Raw genomic sequence first — 24,668 nt, 5'->3', positions numbered from 1 at the left:
AACAGGAGGTGGAGCGCCGTGCAGGGACTGATCCTGCAACTGACCCGTGCGGGGTTCCTTCTGCTGTTGTGGTTGTTCGTGTGGGCTGTGCTGCGCACGTTGCGCAGCGACATCTACGCGGCATCCGGCATTCGGATCCAGCCCAGGGCCGCACGCGGTTCCGCGGTGCTGCCTTCCTTCAGCCGGGGCCAGAAGGGCGCCAAATTTCTTGTGGTGACTCAGGGTTCACTCGCCGGCACTCGCATCTCGCTCGGCACCCAACCGGTGCTGATCGGGCGTGCGGACGACTCCACGCTGGTACTCACCGATGACTACGCCTCGACCAGGCATGCGCGACTGTCTCCGCGTGGTGACGACTGGTACGTCGAGGACCTCGGCTCGACGAACGGCACCTACCTCGATCGCGCGAAAGTCACCACCGCCGTCCGTGTTCCACTCGGCACGCCTGTCCGTGTCGGCAAAACAGTGATCGAGCTGCGATCGTGACACTTGTTCTCCGCTACGCAGCGCGCAGCGACCGCGGTCTCGTCCGAGGCAACAACGAAGATTCCGTGTACGCGGGCGCCCGGCTGCTCGCACTCGCCGACGGCATGGGCGGCCATGCCGCGGGAGAAGTCGCGTCCCAGTTGATGATCGCCGCGCTCGCCCACCTCGACGACGACGAGCCCGGCGACGATCTGCTCGGCAAGCTCGACGCGGCCACCCGAGAAGGCAACGCCGCCATCGCCGATCAGGTCGAGGAGGAGCCCGAGCTCGACGGCATGGGCACCACGCTCACCGCGATCCTGTTCGCGGGCAAGAAACTCGGCCTCGTGCACATCGGCGACTCGCGCGCCTACCTGCTGCGCGGCGGCGAGCTCGGCCAGATCACCCGGGACGACACCTTCGTCCAATCGCTGGTCGACGAGGGCAGGATCACACCGGAGCAGGCGCACACGCACCCGCAGCGCTCGCTGATCATGCGCGCGCTCACCGGCAACGAGATCGAGCCGACGCTGATCATGCGCGAAGCGCGCGCCGGTGACCGCTACCTGCTGTGTTCCGACGGTCTCTCCGACGTGGTCAGCGACGAGACCATCGCGAACACGATGCGCGAGGGCAGCACCGACGAGTGCGCCGACCGGCTCATCGAGCTGGCGTTGCGCAGCGGCGGTCCGGACAACGTGACCGTCGTCGTCGCCGATGTCATCGACCTGGACTACGGCCAGAGCCACCCGATCGTCGCGGGCGCCGCCTCCGGCGTCGACGAGGACACGCCGCCGCCGAACACCGCCGCAGGCCGGGCCTCCGCGTTGCGCCCGCCGCGCGCCGCGCCGCGCCGGGCCGCCGCCGCGCCCGAGCCGCCCGCGAAGAAGTCGCACCGGTTGCGCTGGATCGTGCTCGCGCTGGCGCTCATCGTCGCGGTCTGCGTGGGGCTCGTGGTCGGCTACAAGATGATCCGCAGCAACTACTACGTCGGCGCCGACGACGGTTCGGTGGTGATCCTGCGCGGGCTGCCCGGTTCGATCCTCGGTTACTCGATCCACGACGTGAATCTCGTCGGATGTGTGACCCGCAACGGGGAACTCACCCTGACCGACCCCGGCGAGAGTCTGCCGTCGGCGTGCAAGCCGCTGAAGGTCACCGATCTGAAGCAGACCGGCCGCGAGCAGGTGGACAAGGGCTTGCCGCCGGGCTCGCTGGACAAGGCCAGGGACTCGATGACCTACCTCGCCCAGCGAGAACTGCTGCCGCCGTGCCCGGTCAAGGAATCGGCGCCGCAGCCGGGTGTCGTCCCGTCGCCTGCCGAAACCCCGGCCCCCGCGCCCAACGGCGCTCAGCCCGCTCCGGCCACCGCCGCGCCCGCGCCGGCTCCGGCGCCGGAACAGGGCGACGCCAGGGGCACCGAAATCAAGACACCGACGAAGTCGGAGGCTCCTGTCCCGCCGTCGAGCGCGCCGCCCGCCCCCCAGACCGCGGGGGAGAACTGCCGGGTGACGGACTGATGTCCGCGCCGGCACCGCCGTCGGCTGGGGCTTTTCCCAGTCCCCCGGGCGGCTTCGCTCCCGCGCCACCGCCGAGCACCAGACGCAATGTCGAACTTCTGCTGCTCGGGGCGGCGGCGGTGATCACCACGGTGTCCCTGTTCCTGGTCGAGGCCAGTCAGGAACAGTCGATCACCTTGGATATCGCCAAATACGGCTTGGCCTACCTGGCGTTGTTCGCGGTGGCGCACCTGGCCGTGCGGCGGTTCGCCCCGTTCGCCGACCCCCTGCTGTTGCCGATCGTGGCGTTGCTCAACGGACTCGGTCTCGTGCTGATCCACCGGCTCGACTTGGCCGACCAGCAGACCGCCGCCTACAACTCGTGGGCGACCCCCTCCCCCGACGCCAATCAGCAGATCCTGTGGACCGCGCTGGGCACGCTCGTGTTCATCACGCTGCTGATCGCGCTGCGCGACTACCGCACCCTGGCCCGCTACAGCTACACCCTCGGCCTCATCGGCCTTGTCGCGCTGGCCATTCCAGCTCTGCTGCCGAGCGCGTTCTCCGAGACCAACGGCGCGAAGATCTGGATCCGGCTGCCCGGGTTCAGTGTCCAGCCGGGTGAGTTCGCGAAGATCCTGCTGATCATCTTCTTCGCCTCGGTCCTGGTGGCCAAGCGCGAGATCTTCACCGCCGCCGGTCGCCATGTGCTCGGCATGGAGTTCCCGCGCGGCCGCGACCTCGGACCGATCCTGGCCGTCTGGGTCGTCTGCATCGGCGTGCTCGTGTTCGAGAAGGATCTCGGCACCTCGCTGCTGATCTTCAGCACGGTGCTCGTGATGCTCTACATCGCCACCGAACGGGTCGGCTGGCTGGTCATCGGCGGCGGACTGCTCGCGCTCGGATTCGTCTTCGCCTATCAATTGTTCGGCCACGTGCGGGTCCGGGTGGAGACCTGGCTGCACCCGTTCGACGACTACAACAACACCGGCTATCAGATCTCGCAGTCGCTGTTCGGCCTGGCCACCGGCGGTCTCGCCGGGACCGGCCTCGGCAGCGGCAGGCCGAACCAGGTGCCGTTCGCCAAGACCGACTTCATCGTCACCACCATCGGCGAGGAACTCGGCCTGATCGGGCTCGCCGCGGTGCTGGCGCTGTTCCTGGTATTCGTCGTGCGCGGGCTGCGCACCGCCCTCGCGGTGCGCGACAGCTTCGGCAAATTGCTCGCGGCCGGCCTGTCGTTCACCATCGCGATCCAGCTGTTCGTCGTGGTCGGGGGTGTGACCAAGCTGATTCCGCTGACCGGTCTCACCACCCCGTTCATGTCCTACGGCGGGTCTTCGCTGCTGGCCAACTACGCGTTGCTGGCGTTGCTGATCAAGATCTCCGACGCCGCCCGCGCACCCGCCCCGGTGCGCAAGAAGGAACCGGCGCCGATCGCCGACGCGCAGACCGAACTGCTGCGGCGCGATGGCGGGCGACCGGAGGCGGGGCCGCTGACATGAACACTCCACTACGCCGAGTCGCGATCGCGGTGATGGTGATGGTCGTCGCACTGCTGGCGAACGCCACCTACGTCCAAGTGATCAAGGCCGACGACCTGCGCTCCGATCCGCGCAACTCCCGGGTTCTGCTGGACGAGTACGCCCGCCAGCGCGGGCAGATCTCGGCAGGCGGCACGGTGCTGGCCGGCTCGGTCGCGACCGATGACCGCTACAAGTACTTGCGCACGTACCCGAGCGAGCCGGAGGCGTACGCACCCGCCACCGGTTTCTACTCGATGCAGTACGGCAGCACCGGACTGGAACGTGCTGAGGACTCGGTGCTCAACGGGTCCGACAGTCAACTGTTCGGCAGCCGCCTCGTCGACCTCATCTCCGGCCGCGACCCGCGCGGCGGCAACGTGGTCACCACGCTCAACCCGCTGATGCAGCAGGTGGCCTACGACCAGATGACCAGCAAGGGCTACACCGGTTCGGTGGTGGCGATCGAGCCGAGCACCGGCAAGATCCTGACCATGGTCTCCACGCCCAGCTACGACCCGAACCTGCTGTCCGGGCACGACGGTGCGCGCGGCACCCAGGCGTGGGAAACGCTGAGCGCGGATCCGCGCCACCCCATGCTGAATCGCGCCATCTCGCAGACCTATCCGCCCGGATCCACGTTCAAAGTCGTGGTCACCGCCGCCGCGCTGTCCAACGGCGCCGCGACTCCCGACGACCAGTTCACCGCCGCGCCGAACATCACGCTGCCCGGCACCAGCACCACGCTGGAGAACTACAACGGCTCCACGTGCGGTCCCAATCCGACAGCTTCGCTGTTCGAAGCGTTCCGTCGCTCGTGCAACACCGCGTTCGCCGAACTCGGCGTCAAGGTGGGTGCCACGAATCTCAAGGACGAGGCGGCCGCGTTCGGTATCGGCCCGCACCGAGGGATCCCGATGCCGGTGGCGGAGAGCACCGTCGGCACCATCTCCGACGACGCCGCCCTGGCCCAGAGCAGCATCGGGCAGCGCGACGTGGCGTTGACCCCGCTGCAGAACGCGGTCGTCGCGGCGACCATCGCCAACGGCGGCGTCCGGATGGAGCCCTACCTGGTCGATCAGTTGCAGGGCCCGGATCTGAGCGAGCTGTCGAAGACCAAGCCGGTCTCGGTCGGCCAAGCCGTCAGCGCCGATGTAGCGTCGACCGTGACCAACCTGATGATCGCGTCGGAGGGCAACACCTCTGGAGGTAACCAGACCCGTTATCAGATCGCGTCCAAGACCGGCACCGCGGAGCACGGGAGCAACCCGCGCAACACGCCGCCGCATGCTTGGTACATCGCGTTCGCCCCCGCGCAGAACCCGAAGATCGCCATCGCGGTGATCGTGGAGAACGGTGGGGACCGGGCGCTTGCCGCGACCGGTGGCTCGGTCGCCGCGCCGGTGGCTCGCGCGGTTCTCGACGCCGGTCTTCGAGGGGGCTGAACGATATGGATGTGCGAGTGAAGGTACGGGGACCTCGATGCTGAACAACGGTGCGATGATCGCCGACCGGTACCGGCTGCAGCGACTGATCGCGACCGGCGGCATGGGCCAGGTCTGGGAAGCGCTGGACACCAGGTTGGACCGCAGGGTCGCGGTCAAGGTGCTGAAGTCGGAGTTCTCGGCCGACCCGACGTTCCGGCATCGATTCCGCACCGAGGCGAAGACCACCGCCCAGCTGAATCACCCCGGCATCGCGGGCATCTACGACTACGGCGAGACGATCGACCCGCAGGGCAGCGAGATCGCCTACCTGGTCATGGAATTCGTCCAGGGTGAGCCGCTGAACACGGTGCTCAACCGCCTGGGCAGGCTATCGGTCGCCCAGGGCCTCGACCTGCTCGAGCAGACCGGCCGTGCCCTGGAGGTGGCGCACCGCGCGGGCGTGGTGCACCGCGACGTGAAGCCGGGCAACATCCTGGTCACCCCGACCGGTCAGGCGAAGATCACCGACTTCGGTATCGCCAAGGCGGTGGACGCCTCCCCTGTGACCAAGACCGGCATGGTGATGGGCACCGCGCAGTACATCGCACCGGAACAGGCGGTCGGCGAGGACGCCACCGCGGCCAGCGACGTCTACTCCCTCGCCGTGGTCGGCTACGAAGTGCTGGCAGGCCAGCGGCCGTTCACCGGCGACGGCGCGCTCACCGTCGCCATGAAGCACGTGCGTGAGACGCCGCCCCCGATGCCGGCCGATCTGCCCGGCAACGTGCGCGAACTGGTCGAGATCACGATGGAGAAGGACCCGGCGCGCCGCTACGCCAGTGGCGGCGAGTTCGCCGACGCGGTCGCCGCGGTGCGCGCGGGCCGGCGTCCGCCGCCGCCGAGTGGTACCCATCCCGCCGCGCCCTTGACCGGCGCCACGCGGGTGCTCCCGCCGGGCCCGACCGCCGTGATCCCCTCCACGCCACCCGACTTCGACGGGGCGACGGTGCGCTACTCGACGCCCGCGGCCGGCGCGGTGGGCGCGGCGAATCGCGCGGGCACGATCGCGGCTCCGGCCACCGTGCTGAGCCGTGGCACAGCGGGCGATCGACCGCCCGGTGGCGACAAGCGGTTCACCACTGCCCAGAAATGGCTGACCGGACTCGGTATCGGCGCCGTCCTGCTCGCCGCGCTCACGGCCTACCTGCTCTTCGGTGGCGACACCAATCCGGATTCCACGCCGTCGCCGACCGCGACGGTCGCACCGAACCCGAAGCCGGTCCCGCCGGTGGCCACCACGACCACCCCCAAGCCCGCGCCCGCGCCGGTGGAAACCGAGACCTACGAACCGACCACCACCGAGCCGAAGACCACGACACCGGAGCCGACGACGACCACCGCGCCGCCCACCACCACGGCACCGAGCACGACGAAGCCGACGACCACCGCGCCCACTGCCACCGCAACGCGCCCGCGCATCCCGACTCTCGACCTACCATTCCCGGAGATTCCCGGTGCCCGGGGGCCCTCGGCCACTCGCAGCGGATCCGCCACTTCTTCGCAAGGACTGCCATGACGACCCCGAAGAATCTCTCGTCTCGCTACGAGCTGGGCGAGATCATCGGGTTCGGCGGTATGTCCGAGGTGCACAAGGCCCGCGACATCCGGCTGAGCCGCGACGTGGCGATCAAGGTGCTGCGGGCGGACCTCGCCCGCGATCCCACGTTCTACCTGCGGTTCAAGCGCGAAGCGCAGAATGCCGCCGCACTCAATCATCCGGCCATCGTCGCGGTCTACGACACCGGTGAGGCCGAGGTGGACGGCGGCCCGCTGCCGTACATCGTGATGGAGTACGTCGACGGCGACACACTGCGTGACATCGTGCGCGGCAAGGGGCCGCTGCCGCCGCGCCGAGCGATGGAAGTCGTCGCTGACGTCTGCGCCGCCTTGGATTTCAGCCACAAGGCCGGGATCGTGCACCGCGACATGAAGCCCGCCAACATCATGATCAATCGGTCCGGCGCGGTGAAGGTGATGGACTTCGGCATCGCGCGCGCGATCGCCGACAGCTCCAACCCGATGACGCAGACCGCGGCGGTGATCGGCACCGCGCAGTACCTCTCGCCGGAACAGGCGCGCGGAGAGACGGTGGACGCCCGCTCGGACGTCTACTCAGTGGGTTGTGTGCTGTTCGAAATCCTCACCGGGGAGCCGCCTTTCACGGGTGACTCCCCGGTCGCCGTCGCCTACCAGCACGTCCGGGAAGATCCGCGGCTGCCCTCGCACGTGCACGCGGGGGTGCCCCGCGAGCTGGACTCGGTCGTGCTCAAGGCGATGAGCAAGAACCCGGCCAACCGGTACCAGTCCGCCGCCGAGATGCGCGCCGACCTGATCCGGGTACTCGGCGGCCAGAAGCCCAGCGCCCCCATGGTGATGACCGACGAGGACCGCACCACCTTCATGAGCGCGGACGAGCCTCCGCCGCGGAACTACCGCACCGTCGAACGCCACGACGACACCGCAGAGCAGGACCCGGCCGAACCGAACGGCCAGCGCCGAACCGCCTACATCGCGCTCGGCGCAGTCGCGGCCGTCGCCGTGGCTTTCGCTTTGTTCTGGGTGCTGCTCGGGCCTGGCAGCAGGCCGGACCAGGTAGCTGTTCCCGATCTGTCCAACAAGTCCTCGCAACAGGCGCAGGACGCGCTGCAGAAGCTCGGCTTCACGGTGGCGATCCAGCAGAAGCCCGACGGCAAGGTCGCCACGGGCAACGTCATCGCGACCCAACCCTTGGGCGGCTCGCGGATCGACGAGGGAAGCACCGTCACGGTTCAGGTGTCCTCCGGGCCCGCCCAAGTGCAGGTGCCGAAGCTCACAGGGCTGACCCAGGAGCAGGCCGAGCAGGTGTTGAATTCCAAAGGCCTGCGGATCAACTCGAACATCGAGCGCAAACCGTCGAGCACCGCCGAGAAGGATCAGGTGATCGAGCAGAATCCGTCGCCGGGTTCGAAGGTCGACGTGGACTGGGAAGTCGTCGTCACGATCGGCACCGGCCCGGAAGCGGTTCGCGTCCCCTACGTCGTCGGCCAGACGATCGACGTGGCTCAGCCGAATATCGAGGGCAACGGTTTCAAGGTCGTCGTGCAGGAGGTGCAGTCCTCGAAGCCGAAGGGCGAGGTGGTCGCCTCCAGCCCGGCCGGCGGCAGCAACGCGGAGAAGGGCTCCACGGTTACCGTCCAGGTGTCCGCGGGCGATCTGAAGATGCCGTCGCTGGTCGGTCTCACCGTCTCGCAGGCGGTGGAGAAGCTGCGCGCGGAAGGTTGGACCGGCAGCACCAGCCAGATCAGCCAGTCGCCGCAGGGAACCTTCGACGCGGGCAATGTCGGACGCATACTCAGTCAGCAGCCGTCCGCGGGCAGTTCGATCCAGAAGAACAGCGCCATCCTGGTCGGTGTGGGGGTACTGGGTCCGCCGTGATCGGGCGTGGTCACCGGTATCCAGAAAACGAGACCAACCGGTGTGAATTGCGGGAGAATGATGCTGCTCCATCCCAATCAGCGCAGCTGAGCACGAGGAGGTAGCTCATGACCACTGCCAGGGACATCATGAAACCCGGCGTTCAGTGGATCTCCAAGGACACGACTATCGAGCAGGCCGCGCGCACCATGGCCGAACTCAACGTCGGGTCGCTGATCGTCTCGGACGACAACGAACGGATGTGCGGCATCGTCACCGACCGCGACATCGTGGTGAAGTGCATCGCTCAGGGCAAGATCCCCGCGAACTGCCGGGTCGAGGAACTGTGCGAAGCGACGCCGCGGTGGGTCGATGCCAACGCCGACATCGAGGAAGTCCTCGATGAAATGGAGAGCAACCGGGTCAAGCGCATGCCCGTCATCGAGGACAAGCGGCTGGTCGGCATGATCAGCGAAGCGGACCTGGCCAGGCATCTGGACGATAACCAGCTCGGCGAGTTCGTGACCGCCGTCTACGGGCGTCCGTAGATTTCGAACCGGTGCGGAGGGCGGTATCCCACCGCCCTCTCGGATCGACCTGTGCACTTCGACAACGGTCTGCCGTCCGGCGATGCGAACTCGAGGGAGTTAGGGCGGGCAGCACAATCCGGTCGAGGTGTGGTGTGAGCCGACGCCCGGCCGCGGACGACGGACCGTCGTCCGCGGTGCGTCGCCCCTTTGTCGTGGCACGACCCGCCGTCAGATCCGGTCGGCCTTCGGCAGATACCGCAGCACGGCGACATCGCCGACTTGCGTCACGCCCGCCAGCCGCATCCTGCGGTGGGGCGCCCCCGGGAAATCGGCCGGGTCGAGGAAGCGCGGAGCCGCGACGTCACCCACCAGGATCGGGGCCACCGCAAGGTGCAGTTCGTCGGCCAGATCGGCGGCGAGGAACGCGGTATGGATGCGGGTGCCGCCCTCCACCATGAGACGGTCGACGCCCCGGCGGCCCAGATCGTCCAACAGCGCACCGAAGTCGAGTTCGGTGCCGAGATCCACCACATCGGCCAGTCCGCTCAGCCGGGTGGTGAGCTTCGCCGCACCCGCCGCGGTGGTGTAGACGAGCTTGCCGCCGCCGTGGTGCCAGAACCGCAGTTCAGGATCGAGCTCGCCGCTCGCGGAGACTGTCACCTTCAACGGATACTCCGGCTTGCCCGCGGCGAGGCGGGCCGCCCTGCGCTCGGCGCTGCCGACGAGCAGTCGCGGATTGTCGCTGCGCAGGGTCTGCGCTCCGATGAGAATGGCGTCGGAGTCCGCGCGGACTTGGTCGACCCGATCGAAGTCCGCCGCGTCGGACAAGTGCAGCCGCTCGGGGCTCGCGTCGTCGATGTACCCGTCGATACTCGTCGCGACCGACAGGAGCACATACGGACGGGTCACTGCAGCACCAGCGCGGCGACCTCCGCCTCCAGCGTCTGCACCAACCCTTCGGCGGGACGCTCACCGCACACGCCCAACCAGTTCGCCAGCATTCGGTGCCCGCCCTGGGTGAGCACCGATTCCGGGTGGAACTGCACACCGTGGATGGGCAAGGTGCGATGCCGCATCGCCATCACGATCCCGCTCTCGGTGCGCCCGAGCACCTCGATCTCCTCCGGCAGGGTGTCCTCGAGCACGGTGAGGGAGTGGTACCGCGTGGCGGTGAACGGGTCGGAAAGACCGGCCAGCACGCCGGCGCCGATGTGGAAGACCTCGCTCGTCTTCCCGTGCAGCAACTCGGGAGCCCTGGTGACGGTGGCGCCGAAGGCTTCGCCGATCGCCTGATGGCCGAGGCACACGCCCAGCAGCGGGACATTTTCTTCCGCGCAGGCGCGCACCAACGGGATACTGGCGCCCGCACGGTCCGGAGTGCCGGGGCCTGGACTGATCAGAATGCCGTCGAAGTCACGGACGACCGCCGCGACGTCGGCCAGATTCGGATCGTCGTTACGCCAGACGACTGCGTCGACACCCAGTTGACCGAGGTACTGCACCAGGTTGAAGACGAAGCTGTCGTAATTGTCGACGACCAGAACACGCATGGCATCGAGATTACGTGCCCGCACGGCACCGCGTCGCATCCATTACCTGTTGGGATAGCCTAGAGACCACGACCTGCACGCCGAATACGAGGACGTCATGCCCAAGTCGAAGGTCCGTAAGAAGACCGACTATACGATCAACCCCGCCAGCCGGACGCCGGTGAAGGTGAAGGCCGGGCCGTCGCCGGTCTGGTATGTCGCCATCATGCTCGGATTCATGCTCGCTGGGCTGGCCTGGCTGCTCGTCTACTACTTGGCGGCCGAGCAGATCAGCTGGATGAACGATCTCAACGCCTGGAACTTCCTGATCGGCTTCGGTCTGATGGTGGTGGGCCTGATCATGACGATGCGCTGGCGCTGAGCGGCGACATCGCGCAGATTACAGACGTGTCATTCATGCACACCTGTGGATGAGCCTGTGGACAACTCGAGGAGCGATTGGGGAGTGCCGTGAGTTCGGAGTCCGCGGTCCCCGGCTCGCCGGACCATGACGAGCCGGGCCTGGCCTGGACCACGCCGACCTCCGCGCTCGTCGCGGTCGCCGTGGGCGGCGTCGCGTTGGCCGTCGCGGCGGTGGTCACCAACGAGGCGGCGAGCCGCCTGCTCGTAGGACTGGCAGCGGCCGGATTGCTCGCCCTCGCCGCGCTCGGGTTCCGGCAACGCCCGCGACTGTCCGTGGTGCCCGGCGCACAACCACGCATGGTCGTCCGCACTCTGACGGGACCTGACGAATACACCCCCGAGCAAATCGTGCGCGCCCGTGTGGTGAGCTACCGCCGTCTCGGGCGGAAGATGCCGATGCTGGAACTCGACGTCCAGCACGACGGAGTGGACCGGCTGCTGATCTTCGGCCGCTGGGATCTGGGCGCCAATCCCGAGTTCGTATATGAAGACCTGGTCGAAGCCCTGCGGCTCACCCAGGACAAGACCCGCTGACGACGCCGCGGCCGGGACATTCGGCAAACCCGGACGCGAATGTTTCACGTGAAGCGAATCCCGCTGTCAGGCAGTCGAAGTGATCGCGCCCACAGCCACCAGCCCCAGCGCCGCGAACGCGACGAGCGCCACCGCGATCCAGCCGACCGTCCGTGCCGCTTGCGGAGTGCGCACTCGCAGCCAACCCGGCAGGAACAGAATGCCGAGCGTGGCGACGGTGCCCGCGGCCAGACCGCCGAGATGACCCCAGAGCGAGATGCCGGGCAGTGACAGGCTGATGAACACGTTGATGCCGATGATGATCAGCATCTGATTCGGGTTCTGCCGCAACCGGAGCAGAATGATCGTGATCGCACCGAACAGGCCGTACACCGCGCCCGACGCACCCGCCGTGAGACTGTTCTGGGACAACAGCATGACCCCGGCGGCCCCGCCGAGCAACGAGACCAGGTACACCGCCAGGTAGCGCAGCCGGCCCAGCACCAATTCGGCATCCCGGCCCACCACATAAAGCGCGAACATGTTCAGCAGCAGGTGGATGGGGCCGTAGTGCAGGAACCCGGAACCGAGCACCCGCCACCATTCGCCGTCCGCGACCGCCGGTGCGAACAGCACCCAGTCGAAGAACAGCGCGGAGCCGCGCTGGTTGTCCATCAGGCTCTTGGCCTGCGCCGCGGTGATCGCGTAGATCACCACGTTGATCGCGATCAGCGCATAGGTCACATAGGGTGCGGACATCCGGGGCGCTGCCGCGCCCGAGACCGTCCGCACCGGCGCGACGTCGCGCTGATCCGCGCGCAGACAGTCGACACAGTGCTGACCGACGGCCGCGGGTCGCAGGCACTCCGCACAGGACGGCCGCCCGCACCGCGTGCAGGCCAGGCCGGTCGGGCGATTCGGATGGCGGACGCAGGTGGGTGCGGGCGGCTGGGGGTTCATAGTCTCATTCGATCGTGATCTTGGTGATGACGACGGGCTCCACGGGCCGGTCGTTGCGATCGGTCCTGGTGGTCGCGATGGCGTCGACGACCTTCCGGGATTCCGGGTCCACGACTTCACCGAAGATGGTGTGCTTGCGGTTGAGGTGCGGCTGCGGTCGAACGGTGATGAAGAACTGGGAGCCGTTGGTGCCGGGCCCCGCGTTGGCCATCGCCAACAGGTAGCCACGGTCGAACCGCAGCTCGGGGTGGAACTCGTCACCGAATTCGTATCCGGGGCCGCCGCGACCGGTCCCGGTGGGATCGCCACCCTGAATCATGAAACCGGCCATCACGCGATGGAACAGGGCGCCGTCATAGAACGGGCCGCTGTTGCCTCCGCTGGCGTTCGCGGTGGTGTACGGAGCCGAACCGTCGGCGAGACCTAGGAAGTTGCGGACCGTCTTGGGCGCGTGGTTACCGAAAAGCGCGAGCTTGATATCGCCGTGATTCGTGTGCAGCGTTGCCACGGATGTCTGATTCGGTGAGGTCACGCCGCCCATCGTGCCACGGTCGGCGACGCGGCCGCGGAACTGGGCCGGACGGTGCTGTGAGCTGGGCCTCCTGCGCGAATCACCGGGCTGTGCATAGAGTGGTCCAATGACCTCTGGGCGCCTGCATGTCTCGTCGCGTTCACGTAATCGGCTCCTTCTCGCCGCCGCCGTCGCGCTGGCGGGTGGCGTGGCCTATCTGGCCCGCACCCGGCGGCCGCAACCGCCGGAACCCGCGCCCGCGCCGCCGCGCATCGGATACTCCCGCAACGGCTCCACGCCGACTCCATTGGCGGAGACCGGCGTGGAGACCGAGCACTGACGAGACAGCGGCGGATCAGCGACTGACCGTCTTCTTGTACTGACGCAGGGCCAGCGGCACGAACACCACCAGGATCACCACCACCCAGGCCAGCGAAGTGATCACCGGGTGCTGCAACGACCAGGCATCCGGCGTCGGCGCGAGCGGACTCGTGTTCCCGAACAGCTCACGCGTCGCCTGGGTCAACGCGGACACCGGGTTCCATTCCGCGATCACCCGCAGGACGGTGGGCAGTTTCTCGCTGGGGACGAACGTGTTGGCGATGAACGTGAGCGGGAAGATCACCATGAAGCTGGCGTTGTTGAACACCTCCGGCGCACGCACCAGCAGCCCCACCACGGCCATGATCCAGGACACCGCGTAGGCGAACAGCAGCAACAGGATGTAGGCCAGCACCGCGTCCAGGAACGAACCGCGGATGCGCCAACCCACGAGCAGACCGGTCAGCGACATGACGGTCAGGCTGACCACGTTGATCACCACATCGCTGATCGTGCGGCCGACCAGCACCGCCGACGAGGCCATCGGCAGCGAGCGGAATCGGTCGATGATGCCCTTCTGCATGTCCTCGGCCAGCCCGGCGCCGGTGAAGGTCGCACCGAACACCACGGTCTGCGCGAAGATGCCCGCGATGAGGAACTCGCGATATCCGCCGGAGAGGCCTGGGACGTCGATGGCCGCGCCGAAGACATAGGCGAACAGCAGCACGAACATGATCGGCGAGAGCGTGGAGAAGATCAGGACGTCGGGGACCCGCTTGATCTTGATGACGTTTCGTTTCGCGATGGTCACACTGTCGCTGACCACAATGGACAGTCGCGCGCCCAGCGAGGGCCTGCCCAGGACCGGGGCGGTGGCGGTCATCGGATCGTTCCTTCCGTAGCTCCCAGCTCGTCGTTCGCCGCGTCACCGGCGGCGATTGCCTCCGCCTCATGACCGGTGAGGGTGAGGAAGACGTCGTCCAGCGACGGGCGGCGCAGACCTACGTCGTGGATCTGCACGCTGTGCTCGGCCAGCCGCCCCACTGCCTCCACCAGTGCCTGCGACCCGTCGGAGACCGGGACGATGATCCGGCGCAACCCCGGTTCCAGATGAATCTCCCCGTCCGCCAAACTCTTCAGCGCGGCCTCGGCCGTCGCGAGATTGTCCACGCGATCGACGGTCAACTCGATGCGGTCGCCGCCGACCATGGTCTTGAGTTCGTCCGCGGTGCCCTTGGCGATCACCTTGCCGTGGTCGATCACCGCGATCGAATCGGCGAGCCGATCCGCCTCCTCCATGTACTGGGTGGTGAGCAGCAACGTTGTCCCACCCGCGACCAATTCCTCGATCACGTCCCAAAGATCCAGGCGCGCACGAGGGTCCAGTCCGGTGGTGGGCTCGTCGAGGAACAGCACAGGAGGGTTCGCGACCAACGCGCCCGCCAGATCGAGGCGACGGCGCATGCCGCCGGAGTAACCCTTGACCGGACGGTCCGCGGCGTCGGTGAGCCGGAATCGTTCGAGCAATTCGCGCGCGCGTTCCTTACTTCGCTGCACCCCCATGTGATAAAGACGTCCCACCATTTCCAAATTCTCGAAACCGGTGAGGTATTCGTCGACCGCGGCATACTGTCCCGACGCCCCGATGCGGGAACGCAACGTCTGCGGATCGCGCAGCACATCGATTCCGGCGACCGTCGCGCGTCCGGCATCCGGCACCAGCAGAGTGGTGAACACGCGGACGGTGGTGGTCTTGCCTGCGCCATTGGGTCCGAGCAGTGCGGTGACGGTGCCTTCCGGGACTCGCAGATCGAGTCCGTCGAGGGCCACCAGCTGGCCGTATCGTTTGACCAGACCCTCGGCGACTATTGCGTCGGGCATGATTCTCCTGAAGTTGACGAGTTCGATGCGAATGAGCGCGACCCCAGGAGCCCCGGGCGCCGATCAATTCGCTGGATCGGATCACCGGCCGATACCCGGCACAGTATCGTCCCGCTCGCCGACAATTTCATCCGATTTGTTTCCGGAGACCTGTCTGCCCCGGAAGGACGACTCGTGCAACGCGAGAAGGCCGCATTCCGATCCGGTCGGTGCTCGGGGGTACCGGATCGGAATGCGACCGGTTCGATGATCCCGCGCGCACGGGTACCTGAGCGCGCGTAGCGGGCTACCCGAATCGCCGAGGCCCCGTACTCGGATGACGGAAATTCGCATGCGCGTTGTCGCGGCGAGCGGGGGCGCTCCGCGCGAACGGTCCAGTCGGTGATCACGAACACATGTTCGCATCGGGGTACGACACATTCGGTCCATGCGCCGGGCGGCACCACGCCCGGAATGGCGGACACGCCCGAACGTTCTCGTGGATTCCTTTCTTCGGCGACCGGTCGGCATGTTGTGCACAACGCGTATCCGCAGCAGGTCATGCTGCCGTACAGCCATGGAAACGCTTGCTTTACAACAGTTTTGGCAAACACTAAGCCAACAGGCGGGAATCGCGTTGGCGACCGAGGGGCCAGGGACAACTGCCATGCGGCATCCAGAAAGTAAGCCCACCCAAAAAAACTTGGAGCGCGGCCGTCCCCCCGCACACACAAACACACATCATCGAGTAGCATCGTTCTCGTCGGCCCCTCCCCCCCGGGCCGACCCTACGCGGGCCTCGGCTAACTCCCCCCCTTCGCCGAGGCCCGCTCCCCATTTTCAGACCAGGTCAGACCCCTGTTCCCGCTTGGTCGTCGCCCGGTTCCACCGCCCGCCACGCGGCGGTGAGGCGTTGCGCGCGCACGCGCCCGGCGGTGGCGAGCAGTGGCCGGTCACGCTCCCACCGCTGCCGTGTCACGGGGTCGGCGGACTGCCACAAAGGCTCGAGCTCGGCCAGCACGTCACCGAACGAATCGAAGACCCCGCCGAGGGCGATGTGCACCCCGGCAGCACCCGGCGCATCGATGTCCAGGCCGCGCACGGCGGCCACCAGTGTCAACAGTCGTTGCCGACTCGCGCGCGGCCACTGCGACACCCGAGCCACCCGCACCAGCCAGCCCAGCGTGGCGGCCAGCACGTGGATGTCCTCGATCGTCCGGAACGGCTTGAGGTAGTCCAGATATCCGTCACCGGGAAGCGGCAGCGCCGGCACGCCGGTCAGCACGACCGACGCGTGCGGGACCTCGGGCGCGAACGACAGCGCGGGATGATCGGTCAGGCGCACGCCTGGTTCCCCCGTCTCGACCGTGCAGGCGCGCAACCGGTTCCGCCCGTCCGGCGCCGTGCCGACACTGGCGATCACCACCAGCTGTCGCGCGTAAGAGCCCATGGTCGCGAACGACTTGGTGCCGTCGAGCAGCCAGACCCCGTCCCGCTCGGTGAGCGTGGTGCGGATCGCGGCGGGGTGACCGCCGCCTTCCTCGGTGGCGCACATCGCGACCAGTTCGTCGTCCGGCAGGTCGGGAATCAGCGTCCGCAGCGCTTCCTGATAACCGGACAGGAAGGCGAAGCCGAGCCGGTCGGCTCCGAAGCCGCCCGCGATCGACACCTCCACCGGCTGCTCGAAACGATTCGCCGCCACACGATGTCGCGTCCACGCCGCGGCGACGTCATCGAGCGGCGCGGCCGCCACCGGCTCGGTCAGCAGGAAGTCGAGCAGAGTATCCACCTCAGCACGGTAACCGAGCAGCGACTCGCTCGAGAGGGCTCGGTGCGGACGACGGCCCGCCGACCAGGGTGAAACGGCGCTTCGATATCGCGTGGGAGCATGCGTCGACGGAACGTGCCCGGAATGCCGGCGATCTATGAGCAACGGTCGGCCCTGCGTGGGCCGATTCCGTCGACGAGCCTGCTTGACTGAACTGCCGCGCCGTACCGGAAGGAGTTCGACCTGTGCCGGAACTGGAAGAAGATCGCAAGAAGGCACTTTTCGACTCCGAAGCCAGACTGTCCTGGGTGCTGGCGGCACTCGCCGGGCTGATCGGTGCGGCGGCGTTCATGCATACCGCCGGCTATTTCGTCACTTTCATGACGGGCAATACCGAACGGGCCGTCCTCGGGTACTTTCACGACGAATCGGACATGGGTTTGGCGGCCGCCGGATTGCTGATGTCCTTCCTGTCCGGTGTCGTGGTGGCCTCATGGTGCCGCAGACGCTACTGGTCCGGGCACCCACACGGGCCCACTCTGCTCACCACTGTCTGCCTGGCGCTGGCCTCGGCCGTCGACCTGCTCGAATACCAGACGTCCAGCAAGCCGATCGGTCTGCTGCCGATCTTGTTCGTCGCCTTCGGCGTCGGCGCGCTCAACACATCGTTCGTCCGCAACGGTGAGGTCTCCATACCGCTCAGCTACGTCACCGGGACGCTCGTCAAGCTGGGTCAAGGTGTCGAACGCCACCTCAGCGGTGGCGACTACGCGGACTGGCTCGGGTACTTCCTGCTCTATGCCGGTTTCTCGCTCGGCGCGCTGCTCGGCGGACTGCTGAGCCTGCTGGTCGCCGGCTGGGCCATGCTGATCACCGCGACAGTCGTGTGCCTGCTCGTCACCGGCTTCACCTATCTGCACCTGGATCGGCACGGTCCCCTCACACGGTAAGCCACCGCCGGGTGACCGCGGGACTTCGCGACTACGGTGGCGGCGTGCAGAATATCGAAGACGAAGCCGCCGCCTTCGCCGCGCTCGTCATGCAGCATCTGGCGGCGCTGGGCGAAACCGATGTCGAATACGACCCGGACGAGTTCGCGATACGGGTCGGCGATTTTTTTCTCGACCTGCACAACATCTTTCGGGAAACGCGTGAGCTCGATGCCACGGAGCGCGATGCCCGGGTCGCACAGCACTGCGACGCCGTGCGTGAGCTACGCACCCCCGCACCGGGTTGGCCTTCGGTGCGGTCCATGCTGCGGCCGATATTGCGTCCCAACAGCTTCGGCGCGGGCGTCGAACCGGAGTCGCGGCCGATCGCTCGCTCCGCGTTTCCATTCGTGGACGAGATGGTGGCCATCGATTTGCCACACACCCGATCGATCGTCACCTACGCGTCGTTGCGCGAATGGGATGTGAGTCCCGAGGAGGTTTTCGCGGCGGCGCGCGAGAACCTCGGCGCGATAGTGAGTTTCACCGACATAGAGGAAGACGGCATCCTGCAATTCGTCGACGACGGCGACGGCTACTGCACATCATGGCCGCTGTTCCCCGGCTGGCTCGCCGGTTCCGGCTTCGGAACCCGACTACCTGTCGCCTTCATGCCCGATGTCGACACGCTCATCATCGCGACCGGCGCGGACGATCTCGAGCCGATCTTCGAGGTGGTGGAAGAGCAGTACCGTGACGCGGCCCGGCCGGTCTCGCCACAGGGGTACACCGTGGACGACAGTGGCGCGGTCATTCCGCTCGATCGTTCGCCCGCGCACCGCCACCTGCCCGCCGTGCAGCGGGCCCGATGCGGTTTGGCGGTCACCGAATACGACGCGCAGGCTCAGATTCTCAACGAGATCGTCGAGCGCGATCTGGAATTCACGCCCTATGACCTCGAGTCCGCCTATGTCGGTTCGGTCATGTACGGCCATGGCGACAACGGTCCCTTCACGATCACCGTCTGGGGGGAAGGTGTCGACTACTTGCTCCCGGAGGCCGACTACGTCGCCTTCTGCCGTGACGACCGAGGTGAACTGGAGCGCCTTTTCGAGGTCCCGTTCGATGCTGTCGTGGGACTGACCGGCCTCACTCCGGTCCCGGATCTCTCACCTCGCCGCTACGAAATCCGCCACTGGCCGGAGGCCGAGACGCTGGCCGCACTGGAAGCGGCGGCGGTCTCTCCCTGACCTGCGAACTGCGGTGCGGCCGCACCAGAGGGAATCAGAATCGGCGGGCGCCTGTCACCGGCATCGAGGAGAGGGGGGAAGTGGTCACGCCCGTGCCGTATGTCGATGCGTGGATGACTTTGCCGTCGCCTGCGTAGAGGGCGGAGTGGCTTCCGCCGTAGAACGAGACCATGTCGCCGGGACGCAGTTCGTCGAGCGGTACCGGCGTTCCGGCGGCGAGCTGGTCGTAGCTGGTGCGTGGCAACTCCACGCCGGCCTGCTCGTAGGACCACTGCACCAGCCCGGAGCAATCGAAGGAGTCTGGGCCGACGGCGCCATAGCTGTAATCGGAACCGAGTTTGGTTCGTGCCGCGTCGACGGCCATCTCACCGGCGGTCCTCTGCGGAATCACCGCGGCGGGCGGAGTGGGCGCCCGAGGCATGATCTGCGGGAGGTCACCGAGGAAAGGGATCTCGATCTCCGGAAGCACGCCGATCAGGGGGATCTCGATCGCGGGCACAGTCGTCGGTAACGGCAGCTCGATTACGGGAATCTTCACCGAAACCGGGGACTCGATCGCCGGGCCGAGCGTGGCAGGCGCGATCTCGATCTGCGGAACCGGGGTACTCGCGATGTTCTCGATATCCGAGAACCCCGCGGTCACCGGAGATTCGGTGACGGGGAGTATGGCGTTGTTCAGGGGAATGTAGTCGGAAATCTCGAACGTTCCCACGCCCGGAATGGTCACCGGCTGGGCCGATGCCTCCCCTGCGTTGCACAACACGCCGATGAATGCGGCCGCTCCGGTGGCGAGTGCCCAGAGCACAGCACGTCGCAGGTAGCGGATATATCGGTCGTCGGTCGATGATGCCATGATGCGGTCCTCCGATGCTCATATCGCCGGCCTCCGGCGGAGCCATACGACGCCGCCATGCGTGGCGCGACGGACTTCACCAAAGACCTCGAATTGATTCGAAAACCATCACGGTGCTTCGTCAGTCCAGCGGATCCGATCCGAGTATTCACCTTTCGGCATAGTTTGCATCACGTAAAGCACAACACACCTTTATTTCCATAACGAAATAATAACTCGTTCCGGCACCCGCAACGATAATTCCGCGTCTCGCAATTCGTTCCCCCTATACGCAATGACCCCGCAGGGAAAACATTCCGCTGCGGGGCCGTCGCCGACTGCGATTTCACGCGGTGATCTGTTCCTCGATCTGCTCGGCGATCGTACGGAGCTTGGCCGCGAATTCGCGCGCCGCGCGTGGGTCGTCGCTGGATCCTTTGACCACGCGCTTCGTCAGCGCCGCGAGCCGGGATTCCATGGCGGTGAAGATGTCGGCGGAGCGATCGGTCGGGTCGCCCGGCAGTTCGCCGCGCAGCCACGCTTGGAGACGCTCGACCACCACTTCTTCGTCATAGCGTTCGGGCAGCAGGGCCACCGCCTGCCGGAGCTTTCCCGCGGTGACCTTCACGTCGGCACCCGCTGCCACGGTGGTGTAGATGGTGACCGCCGCGTCTTCCCCGTATTCGGCCGCCACCGGCAGCAGTTCGCGGACCTGGCCCTCGTTGATCGCGGGCGCGACCGGCTGCAGCCGCGCGGCGAGCGGCCAAGCGCGAATCAGTTTGTGCGCGTACGACCGCTGCATATCCCACCGCTGTTCCACGTAGTCGTCGAACGTCTCGTGGCTGTCGCGATAGAGCCTGCCGTCCCGCACGATCTGCAGCGCACGCCCGGCGGCCCAGAATGCGATCCGCAGCGTGTCGATCGACGACTCGCACGCCGTCAACTGCGCCCGTTCTCGGTCGCTCAGGGGTCCGTCACCCGCGTCCGGCACCGGCATGGTCAAGACATTCGGGCTCACGGCCGGCTTCGACCGCCGCCATTCGGCGTCGCGCAGCGGGGACACCGGTGGCGTGTGCTCGGCCCCGTCGGATAGCGGATTCGCCCCGCCGATCGAACCCTTCCTGCGTTGTGGAGGCATCAGGCAGGCACCTCCAGCAGGGCGCGATACGCGCTCAGCAGCTCGTCGCCCACCTTGCGGTACTCGCCCAAATCCTCGATCGGATTCTCGGCGCCCTCCCCCACCTCCCCGTCGGCCGCCTCCCGATACCATTTCCAGGCGCTCAAATAGGAATCGAATACGTCGTAGCCCGCGCTTTCCAAATGGCCCCGCTGCGCACGGTATTCGGTCGAGACATTGACGCCTTTCTTCATGATCACCGGGACTTTGGTCATCAGCACCCGCACCCGGATTTCCCGGTCGGTGTCGGCCGCCGCCTCCTCGGCGGCTTTGAACGTACTCGGCACGCGTTTGACTTCCGACGGGCTCACACTCGTCAACAGCAACAGCTCGTCGCTCTCCGGAACAGCGGCCTTGAAGATATCGGCCGACTCACCCCCGGCGTCCACGATGATGACGTCGAAATCGGCGGCATTGTCCGTTATGCAGTCGCCGACATGCCGCGACGGGAACGCGACCAGATGGAACGGCACTTCGATGCCCCCCTTGACCAGCCGCCGGTACCAGGAGTAGCCGGTCTGGCTGAGCGGGTCGGCGTCGATCACCAGCACCCGCAGTTCGTGAACAGAAGCGAAGTAGCTCGCCAAGAAGAACGCTGATGTCGTTTTGCCGACACCGCCCTTGAGATTCCCCAGCGTGATGACCAGAGGTTCGGGCAATTCGAGTGGCGCAACAGAATTCGTCATTGACGTTCCTCCGAGGGTGAGGAGTGTATTACTGTGCCGGGCCAGTCTGGCACAGTATCGACGAATATCGTCTGATTGCGGCGCCTTGTCGCGGCTGTGCCGCTGCCGCTCTGTGTCCAATTGGACACAAAGGCTCCGGCTATCCGGTCGGAAATTTCACCACCCCACCGGGACGGCGAGCCCGTGTTACCGCTGCTGCCGACTCGAAATTCGTCGGGGGGACGCCCGTTATCCGTATCGGCCTCGAAGCTCGGGTGCGTACACCAACGCACCAGCGGTAGGCCGCCGCACCGGAACGAAGCGTTTCAGGTCATCAGTGGAGCCTAGGGGAATCGAACCCCTAACCCCTGCCTTGCAAAGGCAGTGCTCTGCCAATTGAGCTAAGGCCCCTCCCGGGATCAGCGGGTGGTCACCTCGTGCCACATGTCCGCGTCGCTGCGCTGGCGCAGCTTGGAGATGCCGAAGAGAACCAGAACCACGACACCGGCGGTGAGAAGAAGTTTCATGGCTTCCACCCTACTGCGGTGCCCGAAGCCCGCCCAGAAAGACCCGAGCCGGATCACTGATGGATTCGTCAAGACTGAACAATGAATTATCGTCATCGAGGCTACACCGGAGAATCCCGACTCTGAGCAAGGGTGTTGCTCAACAACGGCCTGACGCTCCCCGAAGGGACTCGCACCGCGCGCTCGCCGCGACATCGAGGCCGCCGCTCGCATCGGCCGTTTCCGCACACCGGACGCCGACCTGGCCATGACGATCGTGGCCGGAGCCGCTCTGTGTCTCGGCCGGTTATTGCCCGATCACCCCGACCGTGACGACGCTGCCGCCACCGATCAGGTCATCGAAGACCTGCTTCGGATGTTCGGCGTTCCGGCCGACGAGGCGGACGAGATCTGCTCACGCCCCCTGCCTTCCCTCGCCGAGGTGCTCGAGCGCGCCGCCTGACCGGGCGTCACCCGGGGCGCGGCCGACGGCGCTCGGCTTGACGCGACAACCTGCCGTTTTGACCATCTCAGCGGCGAGAAGGTAACGTTTTGCAGGCGTATGTACGCGCGGGGCCTTAGCTCAATTGGCAGAGCACTGCCTTTGCAAGGCAGGGGTTAGGGGTTCGATTCCCCTAGGCTCCACTCGTCGAAGGCTCATGCTCGCGGAGCGTGAGCCTTTTTCGTGTGGTTCCGGTGTGGACCGTTCAGTTCTCCGGCGGGAACTGCCCGTTCGCCTGCACGGTGGTGCCGTTCAGGGTGAATGTCACGACGCTCGGTCCTCCTTGCGGGCAGCACAGCGCGTCGTCCTTCAACGGCCAGCGGTACTGCACGGACACGGTGTCGCGGGTCTTGCCCAGAACTGTCGTGTACCCGTATGGCCGCGCGCTCGCGGTCCCGAGATACTTCCCGCCGGTGAAGAAGAGAACGTGTGTGCCGGGATGAATTCCCGGCCATTCCACAGTCATCCACGACAGCACCCCGGAACATCCTGCCGCGATGGGATCCTCGCTCGCCCCTTGGATCGTCCACGACCCGCCACCGGGCGGCGCGGCCAACGTGGCGACCGAGGACGCCGCGAGCGCCGAGTTGACGTCGAAGCACAGGCCGTGGCCGCTACCTTCCGGCGCCGACTGCGTAGCGGGAGACGACGTCGCCGCGACGGATGGTTCCGGGACCGCGGTGGCCCCGGGAGCCGGTTGTTGCGCCGTCGCCGGCTGTGGTGCCCCTCCCGGTTGTGGCGGCGCCCCCGGTTGTTCGCCGATCGCTGTTGTCCGCGTCGCCGCCGGACCCGCCGATGACGCGGTGGTCGTACTTCCCGCCGACGTCGCGGACCCGGCCGATGTGCTCGAGTCGGTCCCGCACGCGGTGGTTGCGACCACAACGGTGGCCGCGATCGACAGCACAGCCGATAGTCTGACGTTCATTGCGCACCCCTCGAAATTGCTGACCGAGCTTCGGTTTCGATATTCGTTCGTGCCTCGATCACCGGCGCGCCGAAGCGACGCGTTGCGGCCTCGCAGCGCGACGAATGTTCTTGTCCCTCAACTGTTGTCAGAGATGTCGGACCGACGGCCCGTGGTGTTACAGGGGTGCGTCCAGCGGGAGTCTCCGGTCTGAACAGCAAGTGCCGATACGCGGAGACATCTCGGGCACGCGCGAGCCCTCCAGGAAATCGCCCAGGCCCAGAACACCGTCCCGCAGGAGGTCATTCTGGGCCGGCGCAGCGTTCGGAGGGCGAACGGTCGTTGGATAACACCGCTGTAACGGCGGAAGTGGAGTCGCCGATGGACTTGGCGGTACGCCTGAGCGGACCGAAAACCGAAGAGAGAAAGGCAGATTCGACATGACTCGAATCACTCGGCTCACCATCGGCGCGCTTTTGACCGTGGCTGTGCTGGCACCTGCCGCAACCGCGCAGGCGGAGACTTCGCAGCCCACTCCGTCTGTGTCCTCGATCGCCGCCGGCGACAGCGGCTCGGCGAGCGGTTCGTCGTCGGGAATCCTTTGCACCATCATCAAGCTGATGCTCATGAACCAGGGCCCCCAGTTCTGCCAGTAGAACCCCGAGAGCGCGGCCGGGATTTCGACGACCGACCGGCGTGTGCGCAGGGCACCGGCGATTGCCGGACGACGGTGCCCCCGGCGGTCTCGCCCAGGCGACATGACCCCGCTCTCACATGAATCGCTACCAACCAGCGTTTCAGGAGTTTCAGATGTCCACACTGCGTGGAATCCTCGTCGGCGCCCTGATCAGTGCCGCGACCCTTGTCGGCGCCGGCGCCGCCACGGCCGAACCCCTTCCGCTCGAGGCCTTCACCCCGGCACCGACCGACTCCGTCGCTGGCGGGCTTTGTGACCCACACCCCGCCCTCGCCTTGTGGTGCTTCATCAGCCAATCGGCGTAGAAGTCCTTGACGCATCAGCGCCGAGTAGACGGTGCGGTACTCGGCCCCTGGAGCGCGGGGTGAAGCAGCGGACGCGCCGGGTCTACAGGGAACGCGGCGAAGTTCGCTGAACGGCGGAC

The 24,668-nt window shown here is 66.7% G+C and carries 26 protein-coding genes and 2 tRNA genes; 16 read left to right on the top strand and 12 right to left on the bottom strand.

What is annotated here, in order from left to right; genetic code table 11:
- Positions 1 to 18 precede the first annotated feature (18 nt).
- The 7 genes from ABZ824_RS11755 to ABZ824_RS11725 all read left to right on the top strand — a co-directional run bounded on the left by ABZ824_RS11755 (position 19) and on the right by ABZ824_RS11725 (position 8,915).
- Positions 19 to 486: an FHA domain-containing protein gene (locus ABZ824_RS11755; protein WP_014980860.1), complete on the top strand. Its 468-nt coding sequence runs from the start codon at positions 19 to 21 to the stop codon at positions 484 to 486.
- Complete coding sequence (locus ABZ824_RS11750; RefSeq protein WP_356963246.1) at positions 483 to 1,985, top strand: PP2C family serine/threonine-protein phosphatase; 1,503 nt, start codon at positions 483 to 485, stop codon at positions 1,983 to 1,985. Before ABZ824_RS11755 ends, ABZ824_RS11750 begins: the two co-directional genes overlap by 4 nt.
- Positions 1,985 to 3,469: an FtsW/RodA/SpoVE family cell cycle protein gene (locus ABZ824_RS11745; protein WP_355073382.1), complete on the top strand. Its 1,485-nt coding sequence runs from the start codon at positions 1,985 to 1,987 to the stop codon at positions 3,467 to 3,469. Before ABZ824_RS11750 ends, ABZ824_RS11745 begins: the two co-directional genes overlap by 1 nt.
- Complete coding sequence (locus ABZ824_RS11740) at positions 3,466 to 4,932, top strand: penicillin-binding protein 2 (protein ID WP_356963245.1); 1,467 nt, start codon at positions 3,466 to 3,468, stop codon at positions 4,930 to 4,932. Before ABZ824_RS11745 ends, ABZ824_RS11740 begins: the two co-directional genes overlap by 4 nt.
- Before the next feature lie 37 nt (positions 4,933 to 4,969).
- Positions 4,970 to 6,490, top strand: a complete 1,521-nt coding sequence (locus ABZ824_RS11735; RefSeq protein WP_356963244.1) for a protein kinase — start codon at positions 4,970 to 4,972, stop codon at positions 6,488 to 6,490.
- Positions 6,487 to 8,388 carry a Stk1 family PASTA domain-containing Ser/Thr kinase gene (gene pknB, locus ABZ824_RS11730; protein WP_355073387.1) on the top strand — a complete coding sequence of 634 codons (1,902 nt, stop codon included), beginning with the start codon at positions 6,487 to 6,489 and terminating at the stop codon, positions 8,386 to 8,388. Before ABZ824_RS11735 ends, pknB begins: the two co-directional genes overlap by 4 nt.
- A 107-nt stretch (positions 8,389 to 8,495) precedes the next feature.
- Positions 8,496 to 8,915, top strand: a complete 420-nt coding sequence (locus ABZ824_RS11725) for a CBS domain-containing protein (RefSeq protein ID WP_355073389.1) — start codon at positions 8,496 to 8,498, stop codon at positions 8,913 to 8,915.
- Positions 8,916 to 9,125: 210 nt separating this feature from the next.
- Here ABZ824_RS11725 and ABZ824_RS11720 read toward each other — a convergent pair whose 3' ends face one another.
- Both ABZ824_RS11720 and ABZ824_RS11715 read right to left on the bottom strand, forming a co-directional pair.
- Entirely contained in the window at positions 9,126 to 9,806 is a 681-nt protein-coding gene (locus ABZ824_RS11720; protein ID WP_356963243.1) for a dihydrofolate reductase family protein, read from the bottom strand.
- Positions 9,803 to 10,447 carry an aminodeoxychorismate/anthranilate synthase component II gene (locus ABZ824_RS11715; RefSeq protein ID WP_355073392.1) on the bottom strand — a complete coding sequence of 215 codons (645 nt, stop codon included), beginning with the start codon at positions 10,445 to 10,447 and terminating at the stop codon, positions 9,803 to 9,805. Before ABZ824_RS11715 ends, ABZ824_RS11720 begins: the two co-directional genes overlap by 4 nt.
- 97 nt (positions 10,448 to 10,544) lie before the next feature.
- Between ABZ824_RS11715 and crgA the strand changes: the two genes are divergently transcribed.
- Complete coding sequence (gene crgA, locus ABZ824_RS11710; protein ID WP_039803465.1) at positions 10,545 to 10,808, top strand: cell division protein CrgA; 264 nt, start codon at positions 10,545 to 10,547, stop codon at positions 10,806 to 10,808.
- An 89-nt stretch (positions 10,809 to 10,897) separates the two neighbouring features.
- Entirely contained in the window at positions 10,898 to 11,383 is a 486-nt protein-coding gene (locus tag ABZ824_RS11705; RefSeq protein WP_356963242.1) for a PH domain-containing protein, read from the top strand.
- Between the two features lie 66 nt (positions 11,384 to 11,449).
- Here the strand turns inward: ABZ824_RS11705 and ABZ824_RS11700 are convergent, their stop codons facing one another.
- The gene (locus ABZ824_RS11700; protein ID WP_356963241.1) at positions 11,450 to 12,322 is read right to left on the bottom strand and encodes a rhomboid family intramembrane serine protease; all 873 of its coding nucleotides are present in this window, start codon (positions 12,320 to 12,322) and stop codon (positions 11,450 to 11,452) included.
- A gap of 4 nt (positions 12,323 to 12,326) precedes the next feature.
- Positions 12,327 to 12,854, bottom strand: coding sequence for a peptidylprolyl isomerase (locus tag ABZ824_RS11695; RefSeq protein WP_356963240.1), 528 nt, complete (start codon positions 12,852 to 12,854; stop codon positions 12,327 to 12,329).
- Between the two features lie 106 nt (positions 12,855 to 12,960).
- On the opposite strand from ABZ824_RS11695, the gene ABZ824_RS11690 reads away from it, so the two are divergent.
- Positions 12,961 to 13,173 (top strand): hypothetical protein, encoded by a 213-nt coding sequence (locus ABZ824_RS11690; RefSeq protein ID WP_355073399.1) that lies wholly within the window; start codon positions 12,961 to 12,963, stop codon positions 13,171 to 13,173.
- A 15-nt stretch (positions 13,174 to 13,188) separates the two neighbouring features.
- On the opposite strand, the gene ABZ824_RS11685 is transcribed toward ABZ824_RS11690, so the two are convergent.
- The 3 genes from ABZ824_RS11685 to ABZ824_RS11675 all read right to left on the bottom strand — a co-directional run bounded on the left by ABZ824_RS11685 (position 13,189) and on the right by ABZ824_RS11675 (position 16,803).
- The gene (locus tag ABZ824_RS11685) at positions 13,189 to 14,037 is read right to left on the bottom strand and encodes an ABC transporter permease (RefSeq protein WP_355073401.1); all 849 of its coding nucleotides are present in this window, start codon (positions 14,035 to 14,037) and stop codon (positions 13,189 to 13,191) included.
- Positions 14,034 to 15,035, bottom strand: a complete 1,002-nt coding sequence (locus ABZ824_RS11680) for an ATP-binding cassette domain-containing protein (protein WP_355073403.1) — start codon at positions 15,033 to 15,035, stop codon at positions 14,034 to 14,036. The genes ABZ824_RS11685 and ABZ824_RS11680 overlap by 4 nt, the downstream gene beginning before the upstream one ends.
- 829 nt (positions 15,036 to 15,864) lie before the next feature.
- A complete protein-coding gene (locus tag ABZ824_RS11675) occupies positions 15,865 to 16,803 on the bottom strand; it encodes an acyl-CoA dehydrogenase family protein (protein WP_356963239.1) in 939 nt (312 codons plus the stop codon).
- 224 nt (positions 16,804 to 17,027) lie between these two features.
- Here ABZ824_RS11675 and ABZ824_RS11670 point away from each other — a divergent pair, with 224 nt between their 5' ends.
- Together ABZ824_RS11670 and ABZ824_RS11665 are read left to right on the top strand one after the other, a co-directional pair.
- Entirely contained in the window at positions 17,028 to 17,732 is a 705-nt protein-coding gene (locus ABZ824_RS11670; protein WP_355073406.1) for a YoaK family protein, read from the top strand.
- A gap of 44 nt (positions 17,733 to 17,776) precedes the next feature.
- Complete coding sequence (locus ABZ824_RS11665; protein ID WP_356963238.1) at positions 17,777 to 18,961, top strand: hypothetical protein; 1,185 nt, start codon at positions 17,777 to 17,779, stop codon at positions 18,959 to 18,961.
- A 34-nt stretch (positions 18,962 to 18,995) separates the two neighbouring features.
- Here ABZ824_RS11665 and ABZ824_RS11660 read toward each other — a convergent pair whose 3' ends face one another.
- From ABZ824_RS11660 to ABZ824_RS11645, 4 genes are all read right to left on the bottom strand, one after another.
- On the bottom strand, positions 18,996 to 19,460 hold the full coding sequence (locus ABZ824_RS11660) for a C40 family peptidase (protein WP_356963494.1): 465 nt from the start codon (positions 19,458 to 19,460) through the stop codon (positions 18,996 to 18,998).
- Positions 19,461 to 20,139: 679 nt separating this feature from the next.
- On the bottom strand, positions 20,140 to 20,931 hold the full coding sequence (locus ABZ824_RS11655) for a hypothetical protein (RefSeq protein WP_355073410.1): 792 nt from the start codon (positions 20,929 to 20,931) through the stop codon (positions 20,140 to 20,142).
- Positions 20,931 to 21,776, bottom strand: a complete 846-nt coding sequence (locus ABZ824_RS11650; protein WP_355073412.1) for a ParA family protein — start codon at positions 21,774 to 21,776, stop codon at positions 20,931 to 20,933. Before ABZ824_RS11650 ends, ABZ824_RS11655 begins: the two co-directional genes overlap by 1 nt.
- A 197-nt stretch (positions 21,777 to 21,973) precedes the next feature.
- Positions 21,974 to 22,046 (bottom strand) — tRNA-Ala (locus tag ABZ824_RS11645).
- A 309-nt stretch (positions 22,047 to 22,355) separates the two neighbouring features.
- On the opposite strand from ABZ824_RS11645, the gene ABZ824_RS11640 reads away from it, so the two are divergent.
- Together ABZ824_RS11640 and ABZ824_RS11635 are read left to right on the top strand one after the other, a co-directional pair.
- Positions 22,356 to 22,604 (top strand): hypothetical protein, encoded by a 249-nt coding sequence (locus tag ABZ824_RS11640; protein WP_356963493.1) that lies wholly within the window; start codon positions 22,356 to 22,358, stop codon positions 22,602 to 22,604.
- Positions 22,605 to 22,713: 109 nt separating this feature from the next.
- Positions 22,714 to 22,786 (top strand) — tRNA-Ala (locus ABZ824_RS11635).
- Positions 22,787 to 22,848: 62 nt separating this feature from the next.
- Here the strand turns inward: ABZ824_RS11635 and ABZ824_RS11630 are convergent.
- Positions 22,849 to 23,568: an LppP/LprE family lipoprotein gene (locus ABZ824_RS11630; protein WP_356963237.1), complete on the bottom strand. Its 720-nt coding sequence runs from the start codon at positions 23,566 to 23,568 to the stop codon at positions 22,849 to 22,851.
- Between the two features lie 419 nt (positions 23,569 to 23,987).
- Between ABZ824_RS11630 and ABZ824_RS11625 the strand changes: the two genes are divergently transcribed.
- Together ABZ824_RS11625 and ABZ824_RS11620 are read left to right on the top strand one after the other, a co-directional pair.
- Positions 23,988 to 24,203, top strand: a complete 216-nt coding sequence (locus ABZ824_RS11625; RefSeq protein ID WP_355073416.1) for a hypothetical protein — start codon at positions 23,988 to 23,990, stop codon at positions 24,201 to 24,203.
- A 154-nt stretch (positions 24,204 to 24,357) separates the two neighbouring features.
- On the top strand, positions 24,358 to 24,549 hold the full coding sequence (locus ABZ824_RS11620; RefSeq protein WP_356963236.1) for a hypothetical protein: 192 nt from the start codon (positions 24,358 to 24,360) through the stop codon (positions 24,547 to 24,549).
- The last annotated feature ends 119 nt before the right edge of the window (positions 24,550 to 24,668 follow it).

This window comes from Nocardia sp. NPDC047038 (genome assembly GCF_040644075.1).
GTDB lineage: Bacteria > Actinomycetota > Actinomycetes > Mycobacteriales > Mycobacteriaceae > Nocardia > Nocardia sichangensis.
The sequence above is the reverse complement of the archived record's forward strand: the minus strand, read 5'-3'. Positions and strand labels throughout refer to the sequence as shown.

Excerpts from the sequence above, each read along its gene's own strand:
- ABZ824_RS11745 (WP_355073382.1), top strand. The coding sequence starts at position 1,985 with ATGTCCGCGCCGGCACCGCCGTCGGCTGGGGCTTTTCCCAGTCCCCCG.
- ABZ824_RS11740 (WP_356963245.1), top strand. The coding sequence starts at position 3,466 with ATGAACACTCCACTACGCCGAGTCGCGATCGCGGTGATGGTGATGGTC.
- ABZ824_RS11735 (WP_356963244.1), top strand. The coding sequence starts at position 4,970 with ATGCTGAACAACGGTGCGATGATCGCCGACCGGTACCGGCTGCAGCGA.
- pknB (WP_355073387.1), top strand. The coding sequence starts at position 6,487 with ATGACGACCCCGAAGAATCTCTCGTCTCGCTACGAGCTGGGCGAGATC.
- ABZ824_RS11725 (WP_355073389.1), top strand. The coding sequence starts at position 8,496 with ATGACCACTGCCAGGGACATCATGAAACCCGGCGTTCAGTGGATCTCC.
- ABZ824_RS11715 (WP_355073392.1), bottom strand. The coding sequence starts at position 10,447 with ATGCGTGTTCTGGTCGTCGACAATTACGACAGCTTCGTCTTCAACCTG.
- crgA (WP_039803465.1), top strand. The coding sequence starts at position 10,545 with ATGCCCAAGTCGAAGGTCCGTAAGAAGACCGACTATACGATCAACCCC.
- ABZ824_RS11700 (WP_356963241.1), bottom strand. The coding sequence starts at position 12,322 with ATGAACCCCCAGCCGCCCGCACCCACCTGCGTCCGCCATCCGAATCGC.
- ABZ824_RS11690 (WP_355073399.1), top strand. The coding sequence starts at position 12,961 with ATGACCTCTGGGCGCCTGCATGTCTCGTCGCGTTCACGTAATCGGCTC.
- ABZ824_RS11685 (WP_355073401.1), bottom strand. The coding sequence starts at position 14,037 with ATGACCGCCACCGCCCCGGTCCTGGGCAGGCCCTCGCTGGGCGCGCGA.
- ABZ824_RS11680 (WP_355073403.1), bottom strand. The coding sequence starts at position 15,035 with ATGCCCGACGCAATAGTCGCCGAGGGTCTGGTCAAACGATACGGCCAG.
- ABZ824_RS11655 (WP_355073410.1), bottom strand. The coding sequence starts at position 20,931 with ATGCCTCCACAACGCAGGAAGGGTTCGATCGGCGGGGCGAATCCGCTA.
- ABZ824_RS11630 (WP_356963237.1), bottom strand. The coding sequence starts at position 23,568 with ATGAACGTCAGACTATCGGCTGTGCTGTCGATCGCGGCCACCGTTGTG.
- ABZ824_RS11625 (WP_355073416.1), top strand. The coding sequence starts at position 23,988 with ATGACTCGAATCACTCGGCTCACCATCGGCGCGCTTTTGACCGTGGCT.
- ABZ824_RS11620 (WP_356963236.1), top strand. The coding sequence starts at position 24,358 with ATGTCCACACTGCGTGGAATCCTCGTCGGCGCCCTGATCAGTGCCGCG.